The organism is Streptomyces sp. NBC_01408 (genome assembly GCF_026340255.1).
GTDB lineage: Bacteria > Actinomycetota > Actinomycetes > Streptomycetales > Streptomycetaceae > Streptomyces.
Genome location: NZ_JAPEPJ010000001.1, coordinates 2,363,291 through 2,387,614, shown reverse-complemented (window position 1 = coordinate 2,387,614; position 24,324 = coordinate 2,363,291). Strand labels below are relative to the sequence as shown.

Sequence of the window (24,324 nt, the reverse complement as noted above, 5' to 3'; positions counted from 1 at the left end):
GGGTCAGGAATCCTTCCGGGACACCTCCTCCAGCCGCGCCGCCAGCGCCTGCCCGATGGTGGCCAGGTGCGCGGGTACGGTGAGCAGCTGCTCGTGTTCGGCGTGTACGGGACGGACGTCGACGCAGCCGCTCACGAAGGGGACCCAGGCGGCCTCGTGGGCCCGTTCCCGGATGTGCTCCGGCACGTCGGTGGCCTTGAACAGCAGCATGTCCCCCTGGAACAGGGCCGGCCGGTGGCCGGCCAGTAGCCTGCTGTTGTTGATCCAGACGTCCTTCATCGCCAGCAGCACGTCCTCCCCCACCGCAGCGAGCGGATGCTCGTTCTCCTTGAGGAAGAGCAGGTAGCGCGAGATCAGGGCATCCCGGTCGGCCGTCAGGTCGGCCGGATCGAAGGAGAACCGGGACGCCGTGAAGTTGTCGACGAGGAGCCGGTCCTCCAGCTCGCCCAGCGCGTGCTCCAGCGCGCCCTCCTCGGACATGCCGTCAGCGGAGCCCGGATAGGCGTCCACCACGACGAGCAGCTCGACCTCCTGACCGCGGCTCTGGAGTTCCGCGGCGAGGGCATGGCTCATCACCCCGCCGAAGGACCAGCCGAGGAGCCGGTACGGGCCCTCCGGCTGGATCTCCAGGATCTGCCGGAGGTAGTCCGCGGCCATCTCCGCCATCGTCCCCGGCATCGCCCCCGGATTGCTGAACGCCCTGGCCTGCAGACCGTGGACGGGCACGTCCGGGTCCAGGTGGGTCAGCAGGCCCGCGTAGCACCAGGCCATCCCGCCACCGGGGTGCACGCAGAACAGCGGCCGCCCGGCGCCTCCGGTACGCAGCGGCAGCACGGGCGCGAAGGAGTCCCGGCCGCTGGTGCGCCCGACCTCCAGGGCGAGCGCGGCGGGTGTCGGGGCCTCGAACAGGCTGCGGACGCTCAGTTCGGTCTCCAGCCGGTCCTGGAGGAGCCGCACGGCCCGGGTGGCCAGGAACGAGTGGCCGCCCAGGTGGAAGAAGTCGTCCTCGGGCCCGACCTCCTCGGCTCCGAGCACCTCGGCGAACACGGCGCAGATCTGCTTCTCCAGCTCCGTCGCGGCCGAGCGCGGGGCCGGCCTGACCGTCTCGATGGCCAGCAGGGCGCGCCGGTCGAGCTTGCCGTTGCGGGTCAGCGGCAGCTCCCCCACCACGACGTACTCGGTGGGGACCATGTAGTCGGGAACGGTCCGCGTCAGGTGGGCCCGCATCGCCGATGCCGACGGCGTGCGGCCCTCCGCCGCCGTCACGAAGGCCACGAGCGAGGACCCGTCGCGGACGAGGACGGCCGCCGCGGACACCGTGGGGTCCGTCCGCAGTGCCGCAGCGATCTCCCCCGGTTCGATCCGGAAGCCGCGGATCTTGACCTGGTCGTCGATCCTTCCCAGGTGGTGCAGGTTCCCGTCGGGCGTACGGCGTACGAGGTCGCCGGTCCGGTACATCCGCTCACCTGCCCCTTCGAAGGGGCAGGCCACGAAGCGGTCGGCCGTCAGCCCGGGGCGGCCGCGGTAGCCACGGGCCAGGGCCGTGCCCGAGACGTACAGCTCACCGGGGGTGCCGGGAGGTACGGGCTGCAGCCAGGAGTCCAGGACGTGGGCGCCGACGTTCGGCAGGGGTTCGCCGATGGGGTGGGTGTCGCTGCGGTCCGCCGCGCCCTGCGGCAGGGCCAGGGCGGTCACCACATGGGTCTCGGTGGGCCCGTAATGGTTGTGCAGGGTCACCCGGGGCCCGGTGTGCGCGAGGTAGCGCCGTACGGCACCGGCTGTCACCAACGCCTCACCTGCCTGGGCGATGTGCCTGAGCGCGGGCAGGTCCTCACCGCACTCCAGGGCGGCCGCGCACACGGCGTCCAGGACCAGCGTGGGGGCGAACAGCTCCTCCACCTCGGCGTCCCGCAGCCAGGCGACCAGCCGCTCCGGGTCCCGGCGCACGTCCTCCGGGCAGATCGCGAGGGTCTTGCCGGAGAGCAGGGCGGAGAGGATCTCCTGGGCGGACACGTCGAAGCCGGTCGCCGTGAACTGGGCCGTGACGGTGTCCTCGCCGCCGGGCACGGCCCGCTCGTGCCAGTCCAGCAGGTTCCGGATGGCGCCGGTGGTCATCTCGACGGCCTTGGGCTCGCCCGTGGAACCGGAGGTGTGCAGGATGTAGACGGGGTGGGCGGGCAGGACCGGCGCGCCCCGGTCCTCGTCGGTCGGCGCGGTGGGGGAAGCAGCCCGCAGCGCCGCCTCGTCGGGCACCAGGACCGGTCCGGGGATCCTGTCCGCGAGAGCGGCCGTGGTCAGGACGACGCCGGGCCGGACGTCGTCCAGCACGTAGCGGATCCGTGCGTCGGGGAGTCCCGAATCGAGGGGAAGGTACGCGGCACCCGTCTTCAGGGTGGCGACGAGGCCGACGATGAAGTCCACACCGCGCGGCAGCGCCAGCGCCACGACGGTGTCGGGGCGCGCACCCCGTTCGATGAGGAGCCGGGCCATCCGGCTGGACCGGTCGTCGAGTTCCGCGTAGCCGAGGACCTGGTCCCCGTCCACGACGGCGGGGTGCGCTTCGCGTCGGTGGACCTGCCGGGCGAAGAGCTCGTGCAGTCCCGCGGCCGGGGCCGCCCGGCGGGTGCCGTTCCAGGTGCTGATCGTGGCCCTCTCCTCCGGCAGCGTCAGGACGACCCCCCCTGCCTTGACCTGCGGGTCCCGGGTGACCTGCTCAAGTACGGCGATGAGGCGCCCGCCCAGGGCGCGTACGGTCCCCGGGTCGAAGCGGGCGGCGTCGTACTCGAACACCGCGTTCATTCCCGCAGGTTCGCCCTGGGCGCCGCGCAGCTCGCCGACGGAGAGCAGCAGGTCGAACTTGGCCGTCGCGGTCCCGCTGGCCTGCGCCCCGATGCTCAGGTCCGCCCCGGACGAGGACGGCACGACCTCGTCCACGGACGCCGTGTTGTTGAAGGTGAGCATGACTTGGAAGAGGGGGTTGCGGGAGAGGGAGCGTTCGGGGTTGAGGAGGTCGACGAGTCGTTCGAAGGGGAGGTCCTGGTGGGCGTAGGCGCCGAGGTCGGTTTCGCGGATCCGGGCGAGGAGTTCGCGGAAGGTCGGGTTGCCGGAGAGGTCGTTGCGCAGGACGAGGGTGTTGATGAAGAGGCCGACGAGGTCTTCGACGGTGTCGTCGTTGCGGCCGGCGACCGGGGTGCCGATCGGGACGTCGTCACCGGCTCCGGAACGCGAGAGCAGCAGGGCCAGCGCGGCCTGGAGGACCATGAACACCGTCACCCGGGAGTCCCGGGCCAGACCCGACACCGCCTGGTGGACCTCTGCCGGAACCGTGAACTCGACCTTGTCCCCGGAATGCGAGGGGACGGCGGGGCGGGGGCGGTCGGCGGGGAGGGTGATCTCGGCGGGAAGATCGGCCAGGCGTTCCCGCCAGTAGCCGATCTGCCCCGAGATCAGCGACTGCGGATCCTCCTCCGAGCCCAGCAGCTCCCGCTGCCACAGCGCGTAGTCCGCGTACTGCACCGGCAGCGGTGCCCACTCGGGTGCCTGGCCTGCGGCCCGGGCCTGGTACGAGGCCGCCAGGTCCCTCACGAGGGGCCGGACCGACCAGGCGTCGATCGCTATGTGATGGAAGGCGATCTGCAGGGTGTGCTGGTCGGGGGCGGTGGTGAACAGGCTCACCCGGACGGGGATCTCCCGTTCGAGGTCGAACCCGTACCGGGCCGCACCCCGCAGCCGCTCCCCCAGCCCGCCCTCGTCGACCCGGACGTGTTCCCAGGGCACAACAGCCGTACCGGTGTCGAGGACGTGCTGGAAGGCGCCTTCGGCGTCCTCCCCGAACACCGTCCGCAAACTCTCATGCCGGGCCACCACATCAGCAACCGCCGAACGCAGCGCCTCCACGTCCAGGACGCCGTGCAGGCTCAGCGCGAGGGGAATGTTGTAGGTCGCCACCGGACCGTCAAGACGGTGCAGGAACCACAGCCGCTGCTGGCCGAACGACACCGGCAACCGCTCCGGCCGCACACCCGCAACCACCGCCGGACGACCCGCCCCCGCACCCTCCAGGACACGGCCGAGCCCCGCCACGGTCGGCGCATCGAACAGGTCCCGGACCGAAACCTCCACACCCAGCACCGAACGCACCCGGCCCACCAGACGCGTCGCCAACAACGAATGACCACCCAGATCGAAGAACCCGTCATCGATCCCGACCCGCTCCACACCCAGCACCTCGGCGAAAAGACCACACAGGATCTCCTCCCGCGGCGAACGCGGACCACGCCCCACCACCGTCCCGGAAATAACCGGTGCCGGAAGAGCCCGGCGGTCCACCTTTCCGTTCGGCGTCAACGGAATCTCATCCAAAACCACGACCACCGTCGGAACCATGTAGTCCGGCAGGACCTTCCGCGCACCTTCACGGACCACAGCCCCGTCGAGGACAGCAGCCGAGGGCCCGGCGACCACATAACCGACGAGTACACCTTCGTCGACGACGGCAACGGCACGGTCCACTCCCGCAACCGACAGCAGCCCTGATTCGACTTCGGCCAGCTCGATACGGAAACCACGCACCTTCACCTGCGCATCCGCACGCCCCACAAACTCCAGCACACCCTGTGGACTCCACCGCACCACATCACCCGTGCGATACATACGCCCGCCACCCCACGGACACGCCACAAAACGCTCCGCAGTCAGATCACCACGACCGTGATAACCCCGCACCACACCCGCACCCGCCACATACAACTCACCCCGGACACCCACCGGCACCGGACGCAGCACATCATCGAGAACAAACACCCGCTCATTAGCCAACGGACGCCCGATCGACACCCCCGACACACCATCCACCACCGCCGACGTCGACCACACCGTCGTCTCCGTCGGCCCATACACATTCACCACCGAAGCCAACTCGGCCACCATCAACGACGCCACCTCAACCGGCAACGCCTCACCACCCACCAACCCCCGCACACCCGAAAGCCGGCCACCCGCAACACCCACCACCTCACGCCACAAACTCGGCGTCGCCTGAACCACCGACACCCCAGAAGCAACCGCCAAACGCACCAACAACTCCGCGTCAGCCACCACATCCGAAGACGCCACCACCACACACCCACCCGACACCAACGGCGCAAACAACTCCACCACCGCGATATCAAAAGCGAACGTCGTCACCGCCAGCACCCGGTCCGCACCCACCACCGGACCCAAAGCAGCCAACACACCCACCACACCCGAATGCGGAACCACCACACCCTTCGGCCGACCCGTCGAACCCGACGTATAAATCACATACGCAGCCGAAGAAAGCGCCGGCACCACACCCAGCGAAACCGGCGACAACCCCGCCAACTCCGCCACCACACCCGCATCATCCAACAACACCACCGGCACACCAGCACCAGCAAAAACATCCGCAAACACACCAGCAACAGAAGACTCCGACACCACCAAAACCGGCGCCGAATCCTCCACCACCCACCCCACACGCTCCACCGGATACCCCGGATCAACCGGAACATAAGCAGCACCCGACTTCACCACCGCCAACAACGCCACCACCGCATCCACCGACCGCGGCAACGCCACCACAACCCGCGACTCCACCCCCACACCACGCAACACCAACAACCGCGCAAGCCGATTCACCCGCGCATCCAACTCCCCATACGACAACGACACACCCCCGGCCTCCACCGCCACCACACCCGGGAAAGCCGCCACACACCCCTCGAACAACACCGGCAACGGGGCGGGTACTGGCGCGTCCGGTCCGTAGGATGCGGCCGGCAGCACGCGCCTGCTCGCATCGCGTACGTCGACCCGGCCCACCGGCGTCTGCGTCTCGCCGGCGAGCATGCGCAGCGCGCGCAGGAGGCACGCGCCCAGGTACTCGGTGGTCGCCGCGTCGAGCAGGTCCTCGCGGTGGGAGAGCCGGATGGTCAGGGTGTCTCCCGGCACGGCCATCAGCGTGAGCGGGTAGTGCGTGGCCTCCTGCCCCCGCACGCCCGCGATCCGCAGCTCGCCTCGGTCCGTTGTCGCGGCGACGGCCCCGGTCGGCGCGGCGGGGTAGTTCTCGTAGATCAGCAGGGAGTCGAAGAGCGGGCTGTCCCCGCGCAGCCCGGAGAGCTGCTTGATCGACGGCAGGTCGTAGTGGTGGTGCGGCATGAGTCCCGCCTGCTCGTCCTGGACGCGGGCGACGAGGTCGGTCAGGGACTCCGTGGGACGCATCCGGACCCGTACGGGCAGGGTGTTGATGAACAGGCCCACCATGGTCTCGAAGCCTGCGATCTCGGCGGGGCGGCCGGAGACGGTGGCGCCGAACACGACGTCGGTCCGTCCGGTGAACTGACCGAGGACCAGGGCCCACGCGGTCTGGACCATGGTGCTCTGGGTGACGCCGAGGCTCCGTGCCCGCCGGACCAGTGCCGCGGTGCTCTCCGCGTCGAGGGCCACTTCCCGCAGCGCGGGAAGCGCCGTGGGCGCCCCGGTACCCGCGGGGGCGATGAGCGACGCCTCGTCGAAGCCGTCCATGACGGCGGCCCAGGCCGCGCGGTCCGCGTCCCGGTCCCTGCGGGAGAGCCATTCGAGGTGGGCGCGCGGCGGGCGGACTGCGGGCAGGCCCGACGCGTCACCACCCGTGGCGTACAGGGTCACCAGGTCACGCAGCACGATCGGCTGGGACCACCCGTCGTACAGCAGGTGGTGGTTGGACATCACGAAGACGTGCCGGTCCGCGGCGAGCCGTACGTACCGGAACCGGACCAGCGGCGGGGTGGTCAGGTCGAACGGCTCGTGGCGGTCCGCCAGCAGCAGGTCGGCCAGGAGTGACTCCCGTTCCTCCTCGGGGTATCCGCTCAGGTCGTGCTCGCTCCACGGGAGGGGGACCGCCCGCGGAATGATCTGGACCGGACGGCTCACCCCCTCGTGGCGGAACGCCGCCCGCAGCGCGGGATGCCGGTCGAGCAGGGCCTTGGCGGCGGCCCGCAGGGACGGGACGGACAGTTCCCCTTCGAGGTCCACGGCCAGCTGCGCGGCGTAGACGTCAGGGGCGTCCTGGTCGTAGAGGCGGTGGAACAGCATGCCCTCCTGCATCGGGGAGAGCGGCAGGATGTCCAGCGGCCGGGCGTTGCTCACAAGTTCCTCCACTCGGCCTCAAGGGCGTCGATCTCGGTCTGGCTCAGGCCCGCACCCAGCAGGTCCGAGGGGGTGAGGCCGCCCGCGTCCGGGGCGTCGGTGTGCTCGGTGAACGCTTCCAGCGCCTCGCACCACGTCCGGGCGAGGTCGGGGATCCAGTCGGGGGCGAACAGGTCGGTGGCCCAGGTCCACACGGCGGTGAGCGCCGGCCTGTCCTCGTACTCGCGGACCACGATGTTCAGCTCGACCGGGTGCAGCAGCTGGTCGTGCGTCTCCTCCACGCCGCGCGCGGCGGTCCCGGCGGGTGCCGTGCGCTGCCCCTTGGTGCGGCCCAGGTAGTTGTAGCTGATGTCGGCGGTGGGGAGCGCGGCCATGTCGGCCGCGGTCCCGGCGTTGAGGTAGCGGAGCAGGCCGTAGCCCGTCCCGCTCCCCGGTACGGCCCGCAGCTGCTCCTTGACCGTCTTGACCGTCTGGCCGGCCGTGGGGCCGGCGTCCAGGGCGTCGGCGATGTTCAGGCCGCTGACGTCGAGCCGTACGGGGTGGACGCTGGTGAACCAGCCGACGGTCGTCGTCAGGTCGGCCCCCCGCATCAGCTCCTCGTCCCGGCCGTGTCCCTCCACATCCACCAGGAGCACCGGTCCCTGGCCGGGCTGCCGGGCCGCCGCGAGGGCGAGGGCGGCGAGGAACACGTCGTCGACGGTCGCGTGGAAGGCGTCCGGTACGTCGGACAGCACGCGTTCGGTGACCGCGGCGGGCAGGGTCAGCGACAGCCGCGACTTCGCCTCGGATCCGCCGAGCGGCCGCGTTCCCAGCTGTGAGACGGGGCCGGAGAGGAGGCGTCGCCACGCCGGTACCTCGGCGACGCGGTCGGGAGTGTGCGCCTCGGTGTGCAGGGCGCGGGTCCAGCGCCGCAGGGAGGTGCCGATGGGCCGCAGTTCGGGCTCCCGGCCCTCGTGCAGCGCCTCCCAGCACTCGATCAGCTCCGGGAGGAGGATGCGCCAGGACACCTCGTCGACGGAGAAGTGGTGGATCGCCACCAGGACGATCCCGGTCCGGTCGGGTCCGCGCTCGAACCAGACCACCTCGACGTCGTGCCCCCGGGAGGGATCGAGCCGGTCGCGGGCCGCTTCGGTCTCCGCGGCCATCCGCGCGCCGCCACCGTCAGGCTCGCCGGTCAGGTCGACCTTCCGTACGGCTCCTGACAGGTCCACGTCCTCCGGTCGCAGGATCTCCAGCGACGGGGCACCCGTCCCCTGTGTCTCCACGAGGCGCAGGCGGAGCGCGTCGTGCCTGCGCACCACCGTCTCCACCGTCGTCCGCAGGGCCGTGAGGTCCCCGCCGGACGGCAGCTCCATCAGGCGGGACTGGGCGAACCCGGGTGCGTGCCCGCCGCGCTCGGTGAACCAGGCGAGAACGGGCGTGGCGGGCAGCTGCCCGTCCTCGTCCTCGACGGGTCCGGTCTCTCCCGCGCGAACCGACGCGGACCGGGCCGCGGCCGCCAGGGCGGCGGGGGTCTGGTGCGTGAACACGTCGCGGGGGTTGAGTCCGAGGCCCGCGGCGCGGGCCCGGCCGATCAGCTGGATGGAGGAGATGCTGTCGCCGCCGAGGTCGAAGAAGCGGTCGTCCCGGCCGACGGAGTCGAGGCCCAGTACTTCGGCGAACAGCGCACAGAGCAGTTCCTCGCGGTAGCCGCTCGGCGCGGACGAGGCCTCGTGGTGCGGCGCGGGCAGAGCGGCCCGGTCGACCTTGCCGCTCGGCGACAGCGGCAGTTCGTCGAGTACGACGTACGCGGACGGAAGCGCGTAGGCGGGCAGGGTCTCCGAGACGAACTGCCGTAGCGCGTCGTGGTCGATGTCCTTTCGGGGCCCGGCCACGACGTACCCGACGAGCCGGCGGTGACCGGGCCGGTCCTCCCGTACCGCGGCCGCGGCCTGCGCGACGCCGGGGAAGCGGGACAGCGCGGACTCGACCTCGCCCAGTTCGATCCTGAAACCGCCGAACTTCACCTGTCCGTCGCGACGGCCCATGAATTCGAGCGTGCCGTCCCGCCTCCACCGCGCGAGGTCCCCGGAACGGTACATCCGTTCGCCGGGGGCGCCGTGGGGGTCGGCGACGAACCGCTCGGCGGTCCTGTCCGGCGCCCGGTGGTAGCCGCGGGCGAGCCCGGCCCCGGCTATCCACAGGTCCGCGACGGTACCCGGCGGCACGGGCCGCAGGGCATCGTCCAGGAGGTAGACCCGCTGGTTGTGGAAGGGGCTGCCGATCGGTACCAGGCCGTGCAGCTGATCGGCCCGGTACGGCCACGCGGTGGCTGCGACGGTCACCTCCGTGGGCCCGTAGGCGTTGATCACGCGGTGCCGTGCCGACCAGCGGCGTGCCGTGGCCGGCGGGCACACGTCCCCGCCGACGGTGACGGTGAGACCGTCGGGGAACTCTTCCTCCGGCAGGCTGGAGACGACGGCCGGCGGCAGCATCATGTGGGTGACGCCGGTGTCGTTGACCAGCCGTGCGACCTCGCTGCCCAGCGGCTGGTCTCCGGGCGCCAGGACGAGCGCGGCACCGTTCAGGAGGGCCCCGAACAGGTCCATGACGGAGGCGTCGAAGCTCAGCGAGGCCATCTGCAGCGCGCGGCTGCCCCGGCCGATGCGCCAGAGGTCCCGGAGTGAGGAGACCAGGCTCGGGATCCCGTGGTGGGGGATCACCACGCCCTTGGGACGTCCCGTCGAGCCGGAGGTGTAGATGACGTAGGCCGAGTTGAGCGGCCGGACGTCCACCGCGGGTGCGGGCAGGTCCCCGGCGAGGACGGCCGCCTCCACCGCGGGGTCGTCCACGAGGAGGACGGGGGTGCCGTCCTGGGCCACCCGGTCGCGCAGGGCGGACTGCGTCAGGATCAGCGGTACCCCGCTGTCCTCCAGCATGAAGCGGATGCGGTCGTCGGGGTACCCGGGGTCGAGCGGCAGGAACGCTCCGCCGGCCTTGAGTACGGCGAACACCGCCACGGCCCAGTCCATGGAACGTTCCAAGGCGATCGCGACGAACGTCTCGGGGCCCACCCCGTGCCGGGCCAGCAGCCCGGCCAACCGGTCGGACCTGCTGTCCAGTTCGGCGTACGTCAGGGTGCGCTCGCCGAAGACGACGGCGGTGTCCTGGGGTGCCTGCTCCACCACGGAACGGAACATGGCGACCGCCGTGGCCGCCGTGGCGTCCGCAGCCGGACGGAGGGCGGCGTCGTTCCAGCGGACGACGACGTCGTGTCGTTCCTCGGCCGTCAGCACGTCGTGGCCGCCGACGGCACTGCCGGGGTCCCCGACCAGGGATTCCAGCAGGTGCACGAAACGCCCGACGAGCGCGACGGCCGACTCACGGTCGAAGAGATCGGTGTTGAAGTGGAGTTGGCCCTCCATACCCGAGGCCGGACCCTCGCCCGCCGGGGGCTCGGCGAAGCCGAACACCAGGTCGGCCTTGACGCTGCCGACCGCCACGGAATCCATCTCCACGCCGAGTTCGCCCGCGTCGTCCGGCGCGGTGGCGCCGCCCGGCTCGCTGCCGGTGTCGAGGGTGAGCATGACTTGGAAGAGGGGGTTGCGGGAGAGGGAGCGTTCGGGGTTGAGGAGGTCGACGAGTCGTTCGAAGGGGAGGTCCTGGTGGGCGTAGGCGCCGAGGTCGGTTTCGCGGATCCGGGCGAGGAGTTCGCGGAAGGTCGGGTTGCCGGAGAGGTCGTTGCGCAGGACGAGGGTGTTGATGAAGAGGCCGACGAGGTCTTCGACGGTGTCGTCGTTGCGGCCGGCGACCGGCGTGCCGATCGGGACGTCGTCACCGGCTCCGGAACGCGAGAGCAGCAGGGCCAGTGCCGCCTGGAGGACCATGAACACCGTCACCCGGGAGTCCCGGGCCAGACCCGACACCGCCTGGTGGAGCTCCGCCGGAACCGTGAACTCGACCTTGTCCCCGGAATGCGAGGGGACGGCGGGTCGGGGGCGGTCGGCGGGGAGGGTGATCTCGGCGGGGAGGTCGGCGAGGCGGTCGCGCCAGTAGTCGATCTGCTGGGAGATGAGGGACTGCGGGTCGTCTTCGGAACCCAGCAGTTCCCGCTGCCACAGCGCATAGTCCGCGTACTGCACCGGCAGCGGTGCCCACTCCGGTGCCTGGCCTTCGGCCCGAGCCTGGTAGGCGCGGACGAGATCACGGCGCAAGGGTGCAATGGATTCGCCGTCACCGGCGATGTGGTGCAGCAGCACCAGGAGTGTGTGCTGGTCGGGGGCGGTGGTGAACAGGCTCACCCGGACCGGGATCTCCCGTTCGAGGTCGAACCCGTACCGGGCCGCGCCCCGCAGCCGCTCCGCCAGCCCGTCCGCGCTGACCTGCACGTGCTCCCACGGCACGACGGCGGTGTCGGTGTCGAGGACGCTCTGGAAGGCACCTTCGGCGTCCTCCCCGAACACCGTCCGCAGACTCTCGTGCCGGGCCACCACATCAGCAACCGCCGAACGCAGCGCCTCCACGTCCAGGACGCCGTGCAGGCTCAGCGCGAGGGGAATGTTGTAGGTCGCCACCGGACCGTCAAGACGGTGCAGGAACCACAGCCGCTGCTGACCGAACGACACCGGCAACCGCACCGGCCGCACACCCGCAACCACCGCCGGACGACCCGCCCCCGCACCCTCCAGGACACGGCCCAGCCCCGCCACCGTCGGCGCATCGAACAGGTCCCGGACCGAAACCTCCACACCCAGAACCGAACGCACCCGGCCCACCAGACGCGTCGCCAACAACGAATGACCACCCAGATCGAAGAACCCGTCATCGATCCCGACCCGCTCCACACCCAGCACCTCGGCGAAAAGACCACACAGGATCTCCTCCCGCGGCGAACGCGGACCACGCCCCACCACCGTCCCGGAAATAACCGGTGCCGGAAGAGCCCTCCGGTCCACCTTTCCGTTCGGCGTCAACGGAATCTCATCGAGTACGACGACCACCGTCGGAACCATGTAGTCCGGAAGGACCTTCCGCACACCCTCACGCACCACAGCCCCGTCGAGGACAGCCGAGAATCCCGCGACGACATAGCCGACCAGCACACCCTCGTCGACGACAGCAACGGCACGGTCCACCCCGGCCACCGACAGCAGCCCTGATTCGACTTCGGCCAGCTCGATACGGAAACCACGCACCTTCACCTGCGCATCCGCACGCCCCACAAACTCCAGCACACCCTCCGCACGCCACCGCACCACATCACCCGTGCGATACATACGCCCACCACCCCACGGACACGCCACAAAACGCTCCGCAGTCAGATCACCACGACCGTGATAACCCCGCACCACACCCGCACCCGCCACATACAACTCACCCCGGACACCCACCGGCACCGGACGCAGCACATCATCGAGAACAAACACCCGCTCATTAGCCAACGGACGCCCGATCGACACCCCCGACACACCATCCACCACCGCCGACGTCGACCACACCGTCGTCTCCGTCGGCCCATACACATTCACCACCGAAGCCAACTCGGCCACCATCAACGACGCCACCTCAACCGGCAACGCCTCACCACCCACCAACCCCCGCACACCCGAAAGCCGGCCACCCGCAACACCCACCACCTCACGCCACAAACTCGGCGTCGCCTGAACCACCGACACCCCAGAAGCAACCGCCAAACGCACCAACAACTCCGCGTCAGCCACCACATCCGAAGACGCCACCACCACACACCCACCCGACACCAACGGCGCAAACAACTCCACCACCGCGATATCAAAAGCAAACGTCGTCACCGCCAGCACCCGGTCCGCACCCACCACCGGACCCAAAGCAGCCAACACACCCACCACACCCGAATGCGGAACCACCACACCCTTCGGCCGACCCGTCGAACCCGACGTATAAATCACATACGCAGCCGAAGAAAGCGCCGGCACCACACCCAGCGAAACCGGCGACAACCCCGCCAACTCCGCCACCACACCCGCATCATCCAACAACACCACCGGCACACCAGCACCAGCAAAAACATCCGCAAACACACCAGCAACAGAAGACTCCGACACCACCAAAACCGGCGCCGAATCCTCCACCACCCACCCCACACGCTCCACCGGATACCCCGGATCAACCGGAACATAAGCAGCACCCGACTTCACCACCGCCAACAACGCCACCACCGCATCCACCGACCGCGGCAACGCCACCACAACCCGCGACTCCACCCCCACACCACGCAACACCAACAACCGCGCAAGCCGATTCACCCGCGCATCCAACTCCCCATACGACAACGACACACCCCCGGCCTCCACCGCCACCACACCCGGGAAAGCCGCCACACACCCCTCGAACAACACCGGGAAAGCGACACCCGGCATGTCCGCCGCCGTGTCGTTCCACTCCACCAACACCCGCTCACGCTCCACCGCACCCAGCACGTCCAAACGACGCACCGGAACATCCGGAGACCCCAACACCGTCCCCAGCAAACCGACGAACCGTGCCGCCAACGCCTCCACCGACACCGCGTCGAACAGATCCACCGCATACGTCAAAGCACCGCGGAGTCCGTTCTCCGCGTCTCCGGCAAAGGCCAGCGCAAGGTCAGTCTTCGCAGCGGAAGAATCGATCGTGAGAGCTGTGGTTTCGAGTCCGGCGAAGGGTTCGATCTCCTGGCGGTCGTGTTCACCGTGCAGGGTGAGCATGACCTGGAAGAGGGGATGGCGGGAAAGGGAGCGTTCGGGGTTGAGGTGTTCCACCAGGCGCTCGAACGGAACGTCCTGATGCGCATAAGCACCCAGATTCGTCTCCCGGACCCGGTCCACCAATTCACGGAACGTCGGCTCACCCGACACATCCGTCCGCAGCACCAGCGTATTGATGAACATGCCCACCAGATCATCGACCGCGTCATCACCACGACCCGCGATCGGCGTCCCGATCGGAATGTCCTCACCCGCACCCGACCGCGCCAGCAACAGAGCCAGCACCGCCTGAAGCACCATGAACTCACTCGACCGCGACTCACGCGCAAACCCCGACAACCTCGCCGACACCTCGGCCGGCACCACGAAATCGACCCGCGCACCCCGATAAGAAGCCACCAGCGGACGCGGCCGGTCCACCGGCAGGGACAACTCCACCGGAACACCGTCCAACTGCTCCGACCAATAACCCAGCTGCCCCGAAATCACACTCCCCGAATCAGTCTCCGAACCCAGGAAATCACGCTGCCACAACGCATAATCCGCATACTGCACCGGCAGCCCAGCCCACTGCGGAACCCGACCCTGCACCCGCGCCTCATACGCAGCCGTCAGATCCCGCACCAGCGGACGCAGCGACCAGCCGTCCGTCGCAATGTGATGACACACCAACGCCAGCACATGCTCCCGCTCACCCAACTCGAACAGCGTCGCCCTCAGCGGAAGCTCACGCGCCAGATCCACCGCACGCCCCGACACCTCCACCAACCGGCCCACCAGAGCAGCAGCCGTCACCGACTCCTCGTCCCACGGCACCTCGACACCCGCACCCAGAACCACCTGGAACGCACCCGCCGAGTCCTCCGCGAACACCGTCCGCAAACTCTCATGCCGGCCCACCACATCACCCAGAGCCGCCCGCAGCGCCTCCCGGTCCAGCACACCCGACAACCGCACCGCCATCGGAACGTTGTACGTCGCACTCGGACCCTCAAGGCCATGCAGGAACCACAACCGCTGCTGACCGAAAGACAACGGCAACCGCTCCGGCCTCACACCCGCAACCACCGCCGGACGACCAGCCCCCGCACCCTCCAAAACCCGGCCGAGACCCGCCACCGTCGGCGTCTCGAACAACTGCCGGATCGGCAACTCCACACCCAGCACCGAACGCACCCGACCCACCAGACGCGTCGCCAACAACGAATGACCACCCAGATCGAAGAACCCGTCATCGATCCCCACCCGCTCCACACCCAACACATCCGCGAACAGACCACACAGGATCTCCTCCCGCGGCGAACGCGGACCACGCACCACAGCAGCAGTGAACTCCGGTGCGGGCAGCGCCTTCCGGTCCACCTTTCCGTTCGGCGTCAGCGGGATCTCGTCCAGCACGAGTACAGCGACCGGAACCATGAACTCGGGCAGCTGCCGTCCCAGCTCCGTCCGCAGGGCCTCACCATCCACCCGTGCACCGGGCTCGGGCAGTACGTATCCGACGAGGCGGCGGTCGCCCGCTACGTCCTCACGCACCAGCACCACGCTCCGGGCCACTCCCGCACACCGGCCGAGCGCGGACTCGATCTCACCCAGCTCGATCCGGTGACCACGCACCTTCACCTGGTCATCCGCACGGCCGACGAACTCCAGCACACCCTCCGCACGCCACCGCACCACATCACCCGTGCGATACATACGCCCGCCACCCCACGGACACGCCACGAAACGCTCCGCAGTCAGCCCCGCACGGTCCAGATACCCACGCGCCACACCCGCACCGGCCACATACAGCTCACCCGCAACACCCACCGGCACCGGACGCAGCGCATCATCCAGCACGAACACCCGCGTGTTCGGGAACGGCCGCCCGATCGGCACCGTCCCCGCAGGCGTCTCCTCGCCCGGCTCCAGACGCCACTCACAGCAATTGACGGTCGTCTCCGACGGGCCATAGGCGTTGAAGACCACCACGTCCGGGTGCCGCTCGCGCCACCGCCCCAGCAGCTCGCCCGACAGAGCCTCACCGCCCAGAACCAGCGTCTCCGAAGGAGCGACTGAAGCATCCAGTCCCTCCAGCAGCATCAGGTGACTGGGCGTCATCTTCGTGAACGAAGCCGAACCGGCCTCCGCCACCTCGCTCAGACGGACGCACCCACCCGAGACCAGCGGAGTGAACAACGCCGTCAGCGTGAGGTCGAACGAGACCGACGTATGCACCAGGGAAGTCCCCCCGACACCCTCGTACGTCTTCCGGGTGTGCAGCAGATACGCACCCAGCGACCGGTGCTCGACCACCACACCCTTCGGCCGGCCCGTCGAACCCGACGTATAAATCACATACGCAGCCGAAGAAAGCGCCGGCACCACACCCAGCGAAACCGGCGACAACCCCGCCAACTCCGCCACCACACCCGCATCATCCAACAACACCACCGGCACACCAGCACCAGCAAAAACACCAGCAACAGAAGACTCCGACACCACCAGAACCGGCGCCGAATCCTCCACCATCAACCCCACACGCTCCACCGGATACCCCGGATCAACCGGAACATAAGCAGCACCCGACTTCACCACCGCCAACAACGCCACCACCACGTCCACCGACCGCGGCAACGCCACCACAACCCGCGACTCCACCCCCACACCACGCAACACCAACAACCGCGCAAGCCGATTCACCCGCGCATCCAACTCCCCATACGACAACGACACACCCCCGGCCTCCACCGCCACCGCACCCGGGAAAGCCGCCACACACTCCTCGAACAACACCGGCAACGACACACCCGGCACCTCGACCGCCGTGTCGTTCCACTCCACCAACACCCGCTCACGCTCCACCGCACCCAGCACGTCCAAACGACGCACCGGAACATCCGGAGACTCCAACACCGTCTCCAGCAGTCCGGTCAGACGTGCGGCCAGCATTTCGACGGTCACTGCATCGAACAGGTCGGTGTTGTAGTCGAGTACGGCATGAATGCCTTCGGCGCCGCCGACCGCGTCGCGGCGCTCGCCCAGGACCAGGTTGAGGTCATGGCGGGCAGCGCCGATGGCGACGGTCCGCTCCTCCAGGCTCAGCTCTCCGCTCCCGTCATCGGCAGCGCCACGGGCCACGTCGTTGAAGGTGAGCATGACTTGGAAGAGGGGGTTGCGGGAGAGGGAGCGTTCGGGGTTGAGGAGGTCGACGAGTCGTTCGAAGGGGAGGTCCTGGTGGGCGTAGGCGCCGAGGTCGGTTTCGCGGATCCGGGCGAGGAGTTCGCGGAAGGTCGGGTTGCCGGAGAGGTCGTTGCGCAGGACGAGGGTGTTGATGAAGAGGCCGACGAGGTCTTCGACGGTGTCGTCGTTGCGGCCGGCGACCGGGGTGCCGATCGGGACGTCGTCACCGGCTCCGGAACGCGAGAGCAGCAGGGCCAGCGCGGCCTGAAGGACCATGAACACCGTCACGTTGTCCTGCCGTGCGAGCTCCTGCGCCCTGGCGTGCGTCTCCGTGGAGAGTTCGAAGGTGAAGCGGCCGCCTACGCGTGAGGGGACGGCGGGGCGGGGGCGGTCGGCGGGGAGGGTGATCTCGGCGGGGAGGTCGGCGAGGCGGTCGCGCCAGTAGCCGATCTGCTGGGAGATGAGGGACTGCGGGTCGTCTTCGGAACCCAGCAGTTCCCGCTGCCACAGCGCATAGTCCGCGTACTGCACCGGCAGCGGTGCCCACTCGGGTGCCTGGCCTTCGGCCCGGGCCTGGTAGGCGCGGACGAGATCACGGCGCAAGGGTGCAATGGATTCGCCGTCGCCGGCGATGTGGTGCAGCAGCACCAGGAGTGTGTGCTGGTCGGGGGCGGTGGTGAACAGGCTCACCCGGACCGGGATCTCCCGTTCGAGGTCGAACCCGTACCGGGCCGCACCCCGCAGCCGCTCCGCCAGCCCGCCCTCGTCGACCCGGACGTGTTCCCACGGCACCTCGGTATCCGGGTCGAGGATCATCTGGAAGGCACCTTCGGCGTCCTCCCCGAACACCGTCCGCAAACTCTCATGCCGGGCCACCACATCACTTACGGCCGCCCGCAGCGCCTCCAGATCGAGGACGCCCGACAGGCTCAAGGCGAGGGGAATGTTGTAGGTCGCCACCGGACCGTCAAGACGGTGCAGGAACCACAGCCGCTGCTGGCCGAACGACACCGGCAACCGCTCCGGCCTCACGCCCGCCATCACCGCCGGACGACCCGCCCCCGCACCCTCCAGGACACGGCCCAGCCCCGCCACGGTCGGCGCATCGAACAGGTCCCGGACCGAAACCTCCACACCCAGCACCGAACGCACCCGGCCCACCAGACGCGTCGCCAACAACGAATGACCACCCAGATCGAAGAACCCGTCATCGATCCCGACCCGCTCCACACCCAGCACCTCGGCGAAAAGACCACACAGGATCTCCTCCCGCGGCGAACGCGGACCACGCCCCACCACCGTCCCGGAAATGACCGGTGCCGGAAGAGCCCTCCGGTCCACCTTTCCGTTCGGCGTCAACGGAATCTCATCGAGTACGACGACCACCGTCGGAACCATGTAGTCCGGAAGCACCGTGCGCACACCCTCACGCACCACAGCCCCGTCGAGGACAGCAGCCGAGGGCCCGGCGACCACATAACCGACCAGCACACCCTCGTCGACCACCGCGACCGCACGGTCGACCCCCGCAACCGACAGCAGCCCTGATTCGACTTCGGCCAGCTCGATACGGAAACCACGCACCTTCACCTGCGCATCCGCACGCCCCACAAACTCCAGCACACCCTCCGCACGCCACCGCACCACATCACCCGTGCGATACATACGCCCACCACCCCACGGACACGCCACAAAACGCTCCGCAGTCAGATCACCACGACCGTGATAACCCCGCACCACACCCGCACCCGCCACATACAACTCACCCCGGACACCCACCGGCACCGGACGCAGCACATCATCGAGAACAAACACCCGCTCATTAGCCAACGGACGCCCGATCGACACCCCCGACACACCATCCACCACCGCCGACGTCGACCACACCGTCGTCTCCGTCGGCCCATACACATTCACCACCGAAGCCAACTCGGCCACCATCAACGACGCCACCTCAACCGGCAACGCCTCACCACCCACCAACCCCCGCACACCCGAAAGCCGGCCACCCGCAACACCCACCACCTCACGCCACAAACTCGGCGTCGCCTGAACCACCGACACCCCAGAAGCAACCGCCAAACGCACCAACAACTCCGCGTCAGCCACCACATCCGAAGACGCCACCACCACACACCCACCCGACACCAACGGCGCAAACAACTCCACCACCGCGATATCAAAAGCAAACGTCGTCACCGCCAGCACCCGGTCCGCACCCACCACCGGACCCAAAGCAGCCAACACACCCACCACACCCGAATGCGGAACCACCACACCCTTCGGCCGACCCGTCGAACCCGACGTATAAATCACATACGCAGCCGAAGAAAGCGCCGGCACCACACCCAGCGAAACCGGCGACAACCCCGCCAACTCCGCCACCACACCCACATCATCCAACAACACCACCGGCACACCAGCACCAGCAAAAACATCCGCAAACACACCAGCAACAGAAGACTCCGACACCACCAAAACCGGCGCCGAATCCTCCACCACCCACCCCACACGCTCCACCGGATACCCCGGATCAACCGGAACATAAGCAGCACCCGACTTCACCACCGCCAACAACGCCACCACCGCATCCACCGACCGCGGCAACGCCACCACAACCCGCGACTCCACCCCCACACCACGCAACACCAACAACCGCGCAAGCCGATTCACCCGCGCATCCAACTCCCCATACGACAACGACACACCCCCGGCCTCCACCGCCACCACACCCGGGAAAGCCGCCACACACCCCTCGAACAACACCGGGAAAGCGACACCCGGCATATCCGCCGCCGTGTCGTTCCACTCCACCAACACCCGCTCACGCTCCACCGCACCCAGCACGTCCAAACGACGCACCGGAACATCCGGAGACCCCAACACCGTCCCCAGCAAACCGACGAACCGTGCCGCCAACGCCTCCACCGACACCGCGTCGAACAGATCCACCGCATACGTCAAAGCACCGCGGATTTCAGCACCGGTGCCCTGCTCGGAGAAGTCGAAGGTCAGGTCGAACCGGGCGACGTCGTGGTCCGGGTGGATCGGGTCCACGGTCAGGCCGGCCGCATCCCTTTGGCTTTCCTGCGCGGAGATGTGGTTGTTGAGCGAGAGCATGACCTGGAAGAGGGGATGGCGGGAAAGGGAGCGTTCGGGGTTGAGGTGTTCCACCAGGCGCTCGAACGGAACGTCCTGATGCGCATAAGCACCCAGATTCGTCTCCCGGACCCGGTCCACCAATTCACGGAACGTCGGCTCACCCGACACATCCGTCCGCAGCACCAGCGTATTGATGAACATGCCCACCAGATCATCGACCGCGTCATCACCACGACCCGCGATCGGCGTCCCGATCGGAATGTCCTCACCCGCACCCGACCGCGCCAGCAACAGAGCCAGCACCGCCTGAAGCACCATGAACTCACTCGACCGCGACTCACGCGCAAACCCCGACAACCTCGCCGACACCTCGGCCGGCACCACGAAATCGACCCGCGCACCCCGATAAGAAGCCACCAGCGGACGCGGCCGGTCCACCGGCAGGGACAACTCCACCGGAACACCGTCCAACTGCTCCGACCAATAACCCAGCTGCCCCGAAATCACACTCCCCGAATCAGTCTCCGAACCCAGGAAATCACGCTGCCACAACGCATAATCCGCATACTGCACCGGCAGCCCAGCCCACTGCGGAACCCGACCCTGCACCCGCGCCTCATACGCAGCCGTCAGATCCCGCACCAGCGGACGCAGCGACCAGCCGTCCGTCGCAATGTGATGACACACCAACGCCAGCACATGCTCCCGCTCACCCAACTCGAACAGCGTCGCCCGCAGCGGAAGCTCACGCGCCAGATCCACCGCACGCCCCGACACCTCCACCAACCGGCCCACCAGAGCAGCAGCCGTCACCGACTCCTCGTCCCACGGCACCTCGACACCCGCACCCAGAACCACCTGGAACGCACCCGCCGAGTCCTCCGCGAACACCGTCCGCAAACTCTCATGCCGGCCCACCACATCACCCAGAGCCGCCCGCAGCGCCTCCCGGTCCAGCACACCCGACAACCGCACCGCCATCGGAACGTTGTACGTCGCACTCGGACCCTCAAGGCCATGCAGGAACCACAACCGCTGCTGACCGAAAGACAACGGCAACCGCTCCGGCCTCACACCCGCAACCACCGCCGGACGACCAGCCCCCGCACCCTCCAAAACCCGGCCGAGACCCGCCACCGTCGGCGTCTCGAACAACTGCCGGATCGGCAACTCCACACCCAGCACCGAACGCACCCGACCCACCAGACGCGTCGCCAACAACGAATGACCACCCAGATCGAAGAACCCGTCATCGATCCCCACCCGCTCCACACCCAACACATCCGCGAACAGACCACACAGGATCTCCTCCCGCGGCGAACGCGGACCACGCACCGCCACCGACCCGGGGAAGACGGGCGCCGGCAGAGCCCTCCGGTCGACCTTTCCGCTCGGCGTCAGCGGCACGTCGTCCAGTACCACCACCACCGACGGAACCATGAACTCGGGAAGGCCCCGGCCCAGCTCAGCGCGCAGGTTCTCGGGTTCCAGCCGCAGGCCGGGCTCGGGCAGTACGTATCCGACGAGGCGGCGGTCGCCCGCTACGTCCTCACGCACCAGCACCACGCTCCGGGCCACTCCCGCACACCGGCCGAGCGCGGACTCGATCTCACCCAGCTCGATCCGGTGACCACGCACCTTCACCTGGTCATCCGCACGGCCGACGAACTCCAGCACACCCTCCGCACGCCACCGCACCACATCACCCGTGCGATACATACGCCCGCCACCCCACGGACACGCCACGAAACGCTCCGCAGTCAGCCCCGCACGGTCCAGATACCCACGCGCCACACCCGCACCGGCCACATACAGCTCACCCGCAACACCCACCGGCACCGGACGCAGCGCATCATCCAGCACGAACACCCGCGTGTTCGGGAACGGCCGCCCGATCGGCACCGTCCCCGCAGGCGTCTCCTCGCCCGGCTCCAGACGCCACTCACAGCAGGTGACGGTCGTCTCAGACGGGCCGTAGGCGTTGAAGACAGCGACGTCCGGGTGCCGCTCGCGCCACCGCCCCAGCAGCTCGCCCGACAGAGCCTCACCGCCCAGGAGGAGCGTCTCCGAAGGAGCCACCGAGACTCCCAGGCCCTCCAGCAGCACCAGGTGGGTCGGGGTCATCTTCATCAGGGACGTCCCCGCCGACGCATCCGTGACCTCGCCCAGGCGCACGGATCCGCCGCAGGTCAGGGGCGTGAACAGCGCTGTGACGGTGAGGTCGAAGGAGACGGAGGTGTGCACCAGGGAGCTGCCTCCAGCACCCTCGTACGTCTTCCGGGCGTGCAGCAGATACGCACCCAGCGACCGGTGCTCGACCACCACACCCTTCGGCCGGCCCGTCGAACCCGACGTATAAATCACATACGCAGCCGAAGAAAGCGCCGGCACCACACCCAGCGAAACCGGCGACAACCCCGCCAACTCCGCCACCACACCCGCATCATCCAACAACACCACCGGCACACCAGCACCAGCAAACACACCAGCAACAGAAGACTCCGACACCACCAGAACCGGCGCCGAATCCTCCACCATCAACCCCACACGCTCCACCGGATACCCCGGATCAACCGGAACATAAGCAGCACCCGACTTCACCACCGCCAACAACGCCACCACCACGTCCACCGACCGCGGCAACGCCACCACAACCCGCGACTCCACCCCCACACCACGCAACACCAACAACCGCGCAAGCCGATTCACCCGCGCATCCAACTCCCCGTACGACAACGACACACCCCCGGCCTCCACCGCCACCGCACCCGGGAAAGCCGCCACACACTCCTCGAACAACACCGGCAACGACACACCCGGCACCTCGACCGCCGTGTCGTTCCACTCCACCAACACCCGCTCACGCTCCACCGCACCCAGCACGTCCAGGCGGCCCAGCGGGAGTTCCGGGGTGAGGGCGAACGCGCGCAGCACGCGCAGGAGTGCGGCCTGGATGCTGTCCATGCGCTCGGCGTCGAAGAGGTCGGGGCGGTGCACCAGGCGGCCGCCGATCCGCTCGCCCGCACCGGTGACGAGGGTGAGCGGGTAGTGGGTGGCGTTCCTCGATTCGATGTCCCGGACCTGCATGGCCGCTCCGGCGTCGTCCGCGGGCCGCGGGAAGTTCTCGAAGACCATGGCCGCGTCGAACAGCTCGTCGACGCCGGCGACCCGCTCGATCTCCTTCAGGCCGAGGTACTGGTGGTCCATGAGCTGGACCTGTTCGCGCTGCACGCGCACCAGCAGGTCGGCCGGCGACTCGGCCGGCCGCAGCCGGATCCGGATCGGGACGGTGTTGATGAAGAGGCCGACCATGTTCTCCACGCCCTCGAACTCCGAGGGGCGTCCGGAGACGGTGACGCCGAAGAGGATGTCGTCGCGTCCGGTCAGGTGGGAGAGCACGACCGCCCAGGCACACTGGAGCACCGTGTTCAGGGAGACACCCTTGGACCGGGCGACCTCGGTCAGCGCGATGCCGGCCGCTTCGTCCAGGGTGAAGTCGACGCGCTCGGGTACGACGGGGGTCCGATCGGCGCCCGGCGCGATCAGGCAGGGCCCGGTGACCCCGTCGAGCGCCTCCCGCCAGGCGGCACGGGAAGCGTCCTCGTCCCGGTTCCGCAACCAGTCGGGGAAGTCGCGGTGGGACCGGACGGGCGGCAGGGCGCGGGGGTCGGCACCGTTGCGGTAGAGGGTGACGAGTTCGCGCAGCAGCACGGCCATCGACCAGCCGTCGACGACGACGTGGTGGGCGGTGATGACGAAGCGGTAGCGGTCCTCGCCCAGGTCGAGCAGGGTGAAGCGGATCAGTGGGGCGTCGCCGAGGCGGAAGCGCCGGGTCCGGTCGGCCGTGGCCTCTGCGGCCACGGCCTCGTCGAGCTCGTCGGCCGGCAGCTGTGCGAGATCGCTCTCGCGCCAGGGCAGGCGCACCTCCCGGCGTATGATCCGCACCCACTCGCCCGTCCTGCGCTGGCGCAGCGCGGAGCGCAGGCTGGAGTGACGGCGCAGCAGCTCGCCCGCGGCCGTGCGCAGGGCCTCGCGGTCCAGTTCACCGTCGAGGTGGAAGACGATCTGCGCCACGTAGACGTCGGGGGCGTCTTCGTCGTAGACGTGGTGGAAGATCATCCCTTCCTGAAGCGGAGTGACGGGCAGGATGTCCTCGATCGACTGCGAGCGTGCGTTCACTACAGCTTCCCCTTCACTCCACGAA

2 protein-coding genes are annotated in these 24,324 nt (G+C 68.8%); both read right to left on the bottom strand.

Translation table 11 applies throughout. The annotated features are described in order from the left end of the window. Positions 1-3: 3 nt before the first annotated feature. Positions 4-7,149, bottom strand: a complete 7,146-nt coding sequence (locus tag OG447_RS10930) for a non-ribosomal peptide synthetase (RefSeq protein WP_266936293.1) — start codon at positions 7,147-7,149, stop codon at positions 4-6. Next, positions 7,146-24,299 (bottom strand): non-ribosomal peptide synthase/polyketide synthase, encoded by a 17,154-nt coding sequence (locus tag OG447_RS10925; protein ID WP_266936292.1) that lies wholly within the window; start codon positions 24,297-24,299, stop codon positions 7,146-7,148. Before OG447_RS10925 ends, OG447_RS10930 begins: the two co-directional genes overlap by 4 nt. Between the last annotated feature and the right edge of the window lie 25 nt (positions 24,300-24,324).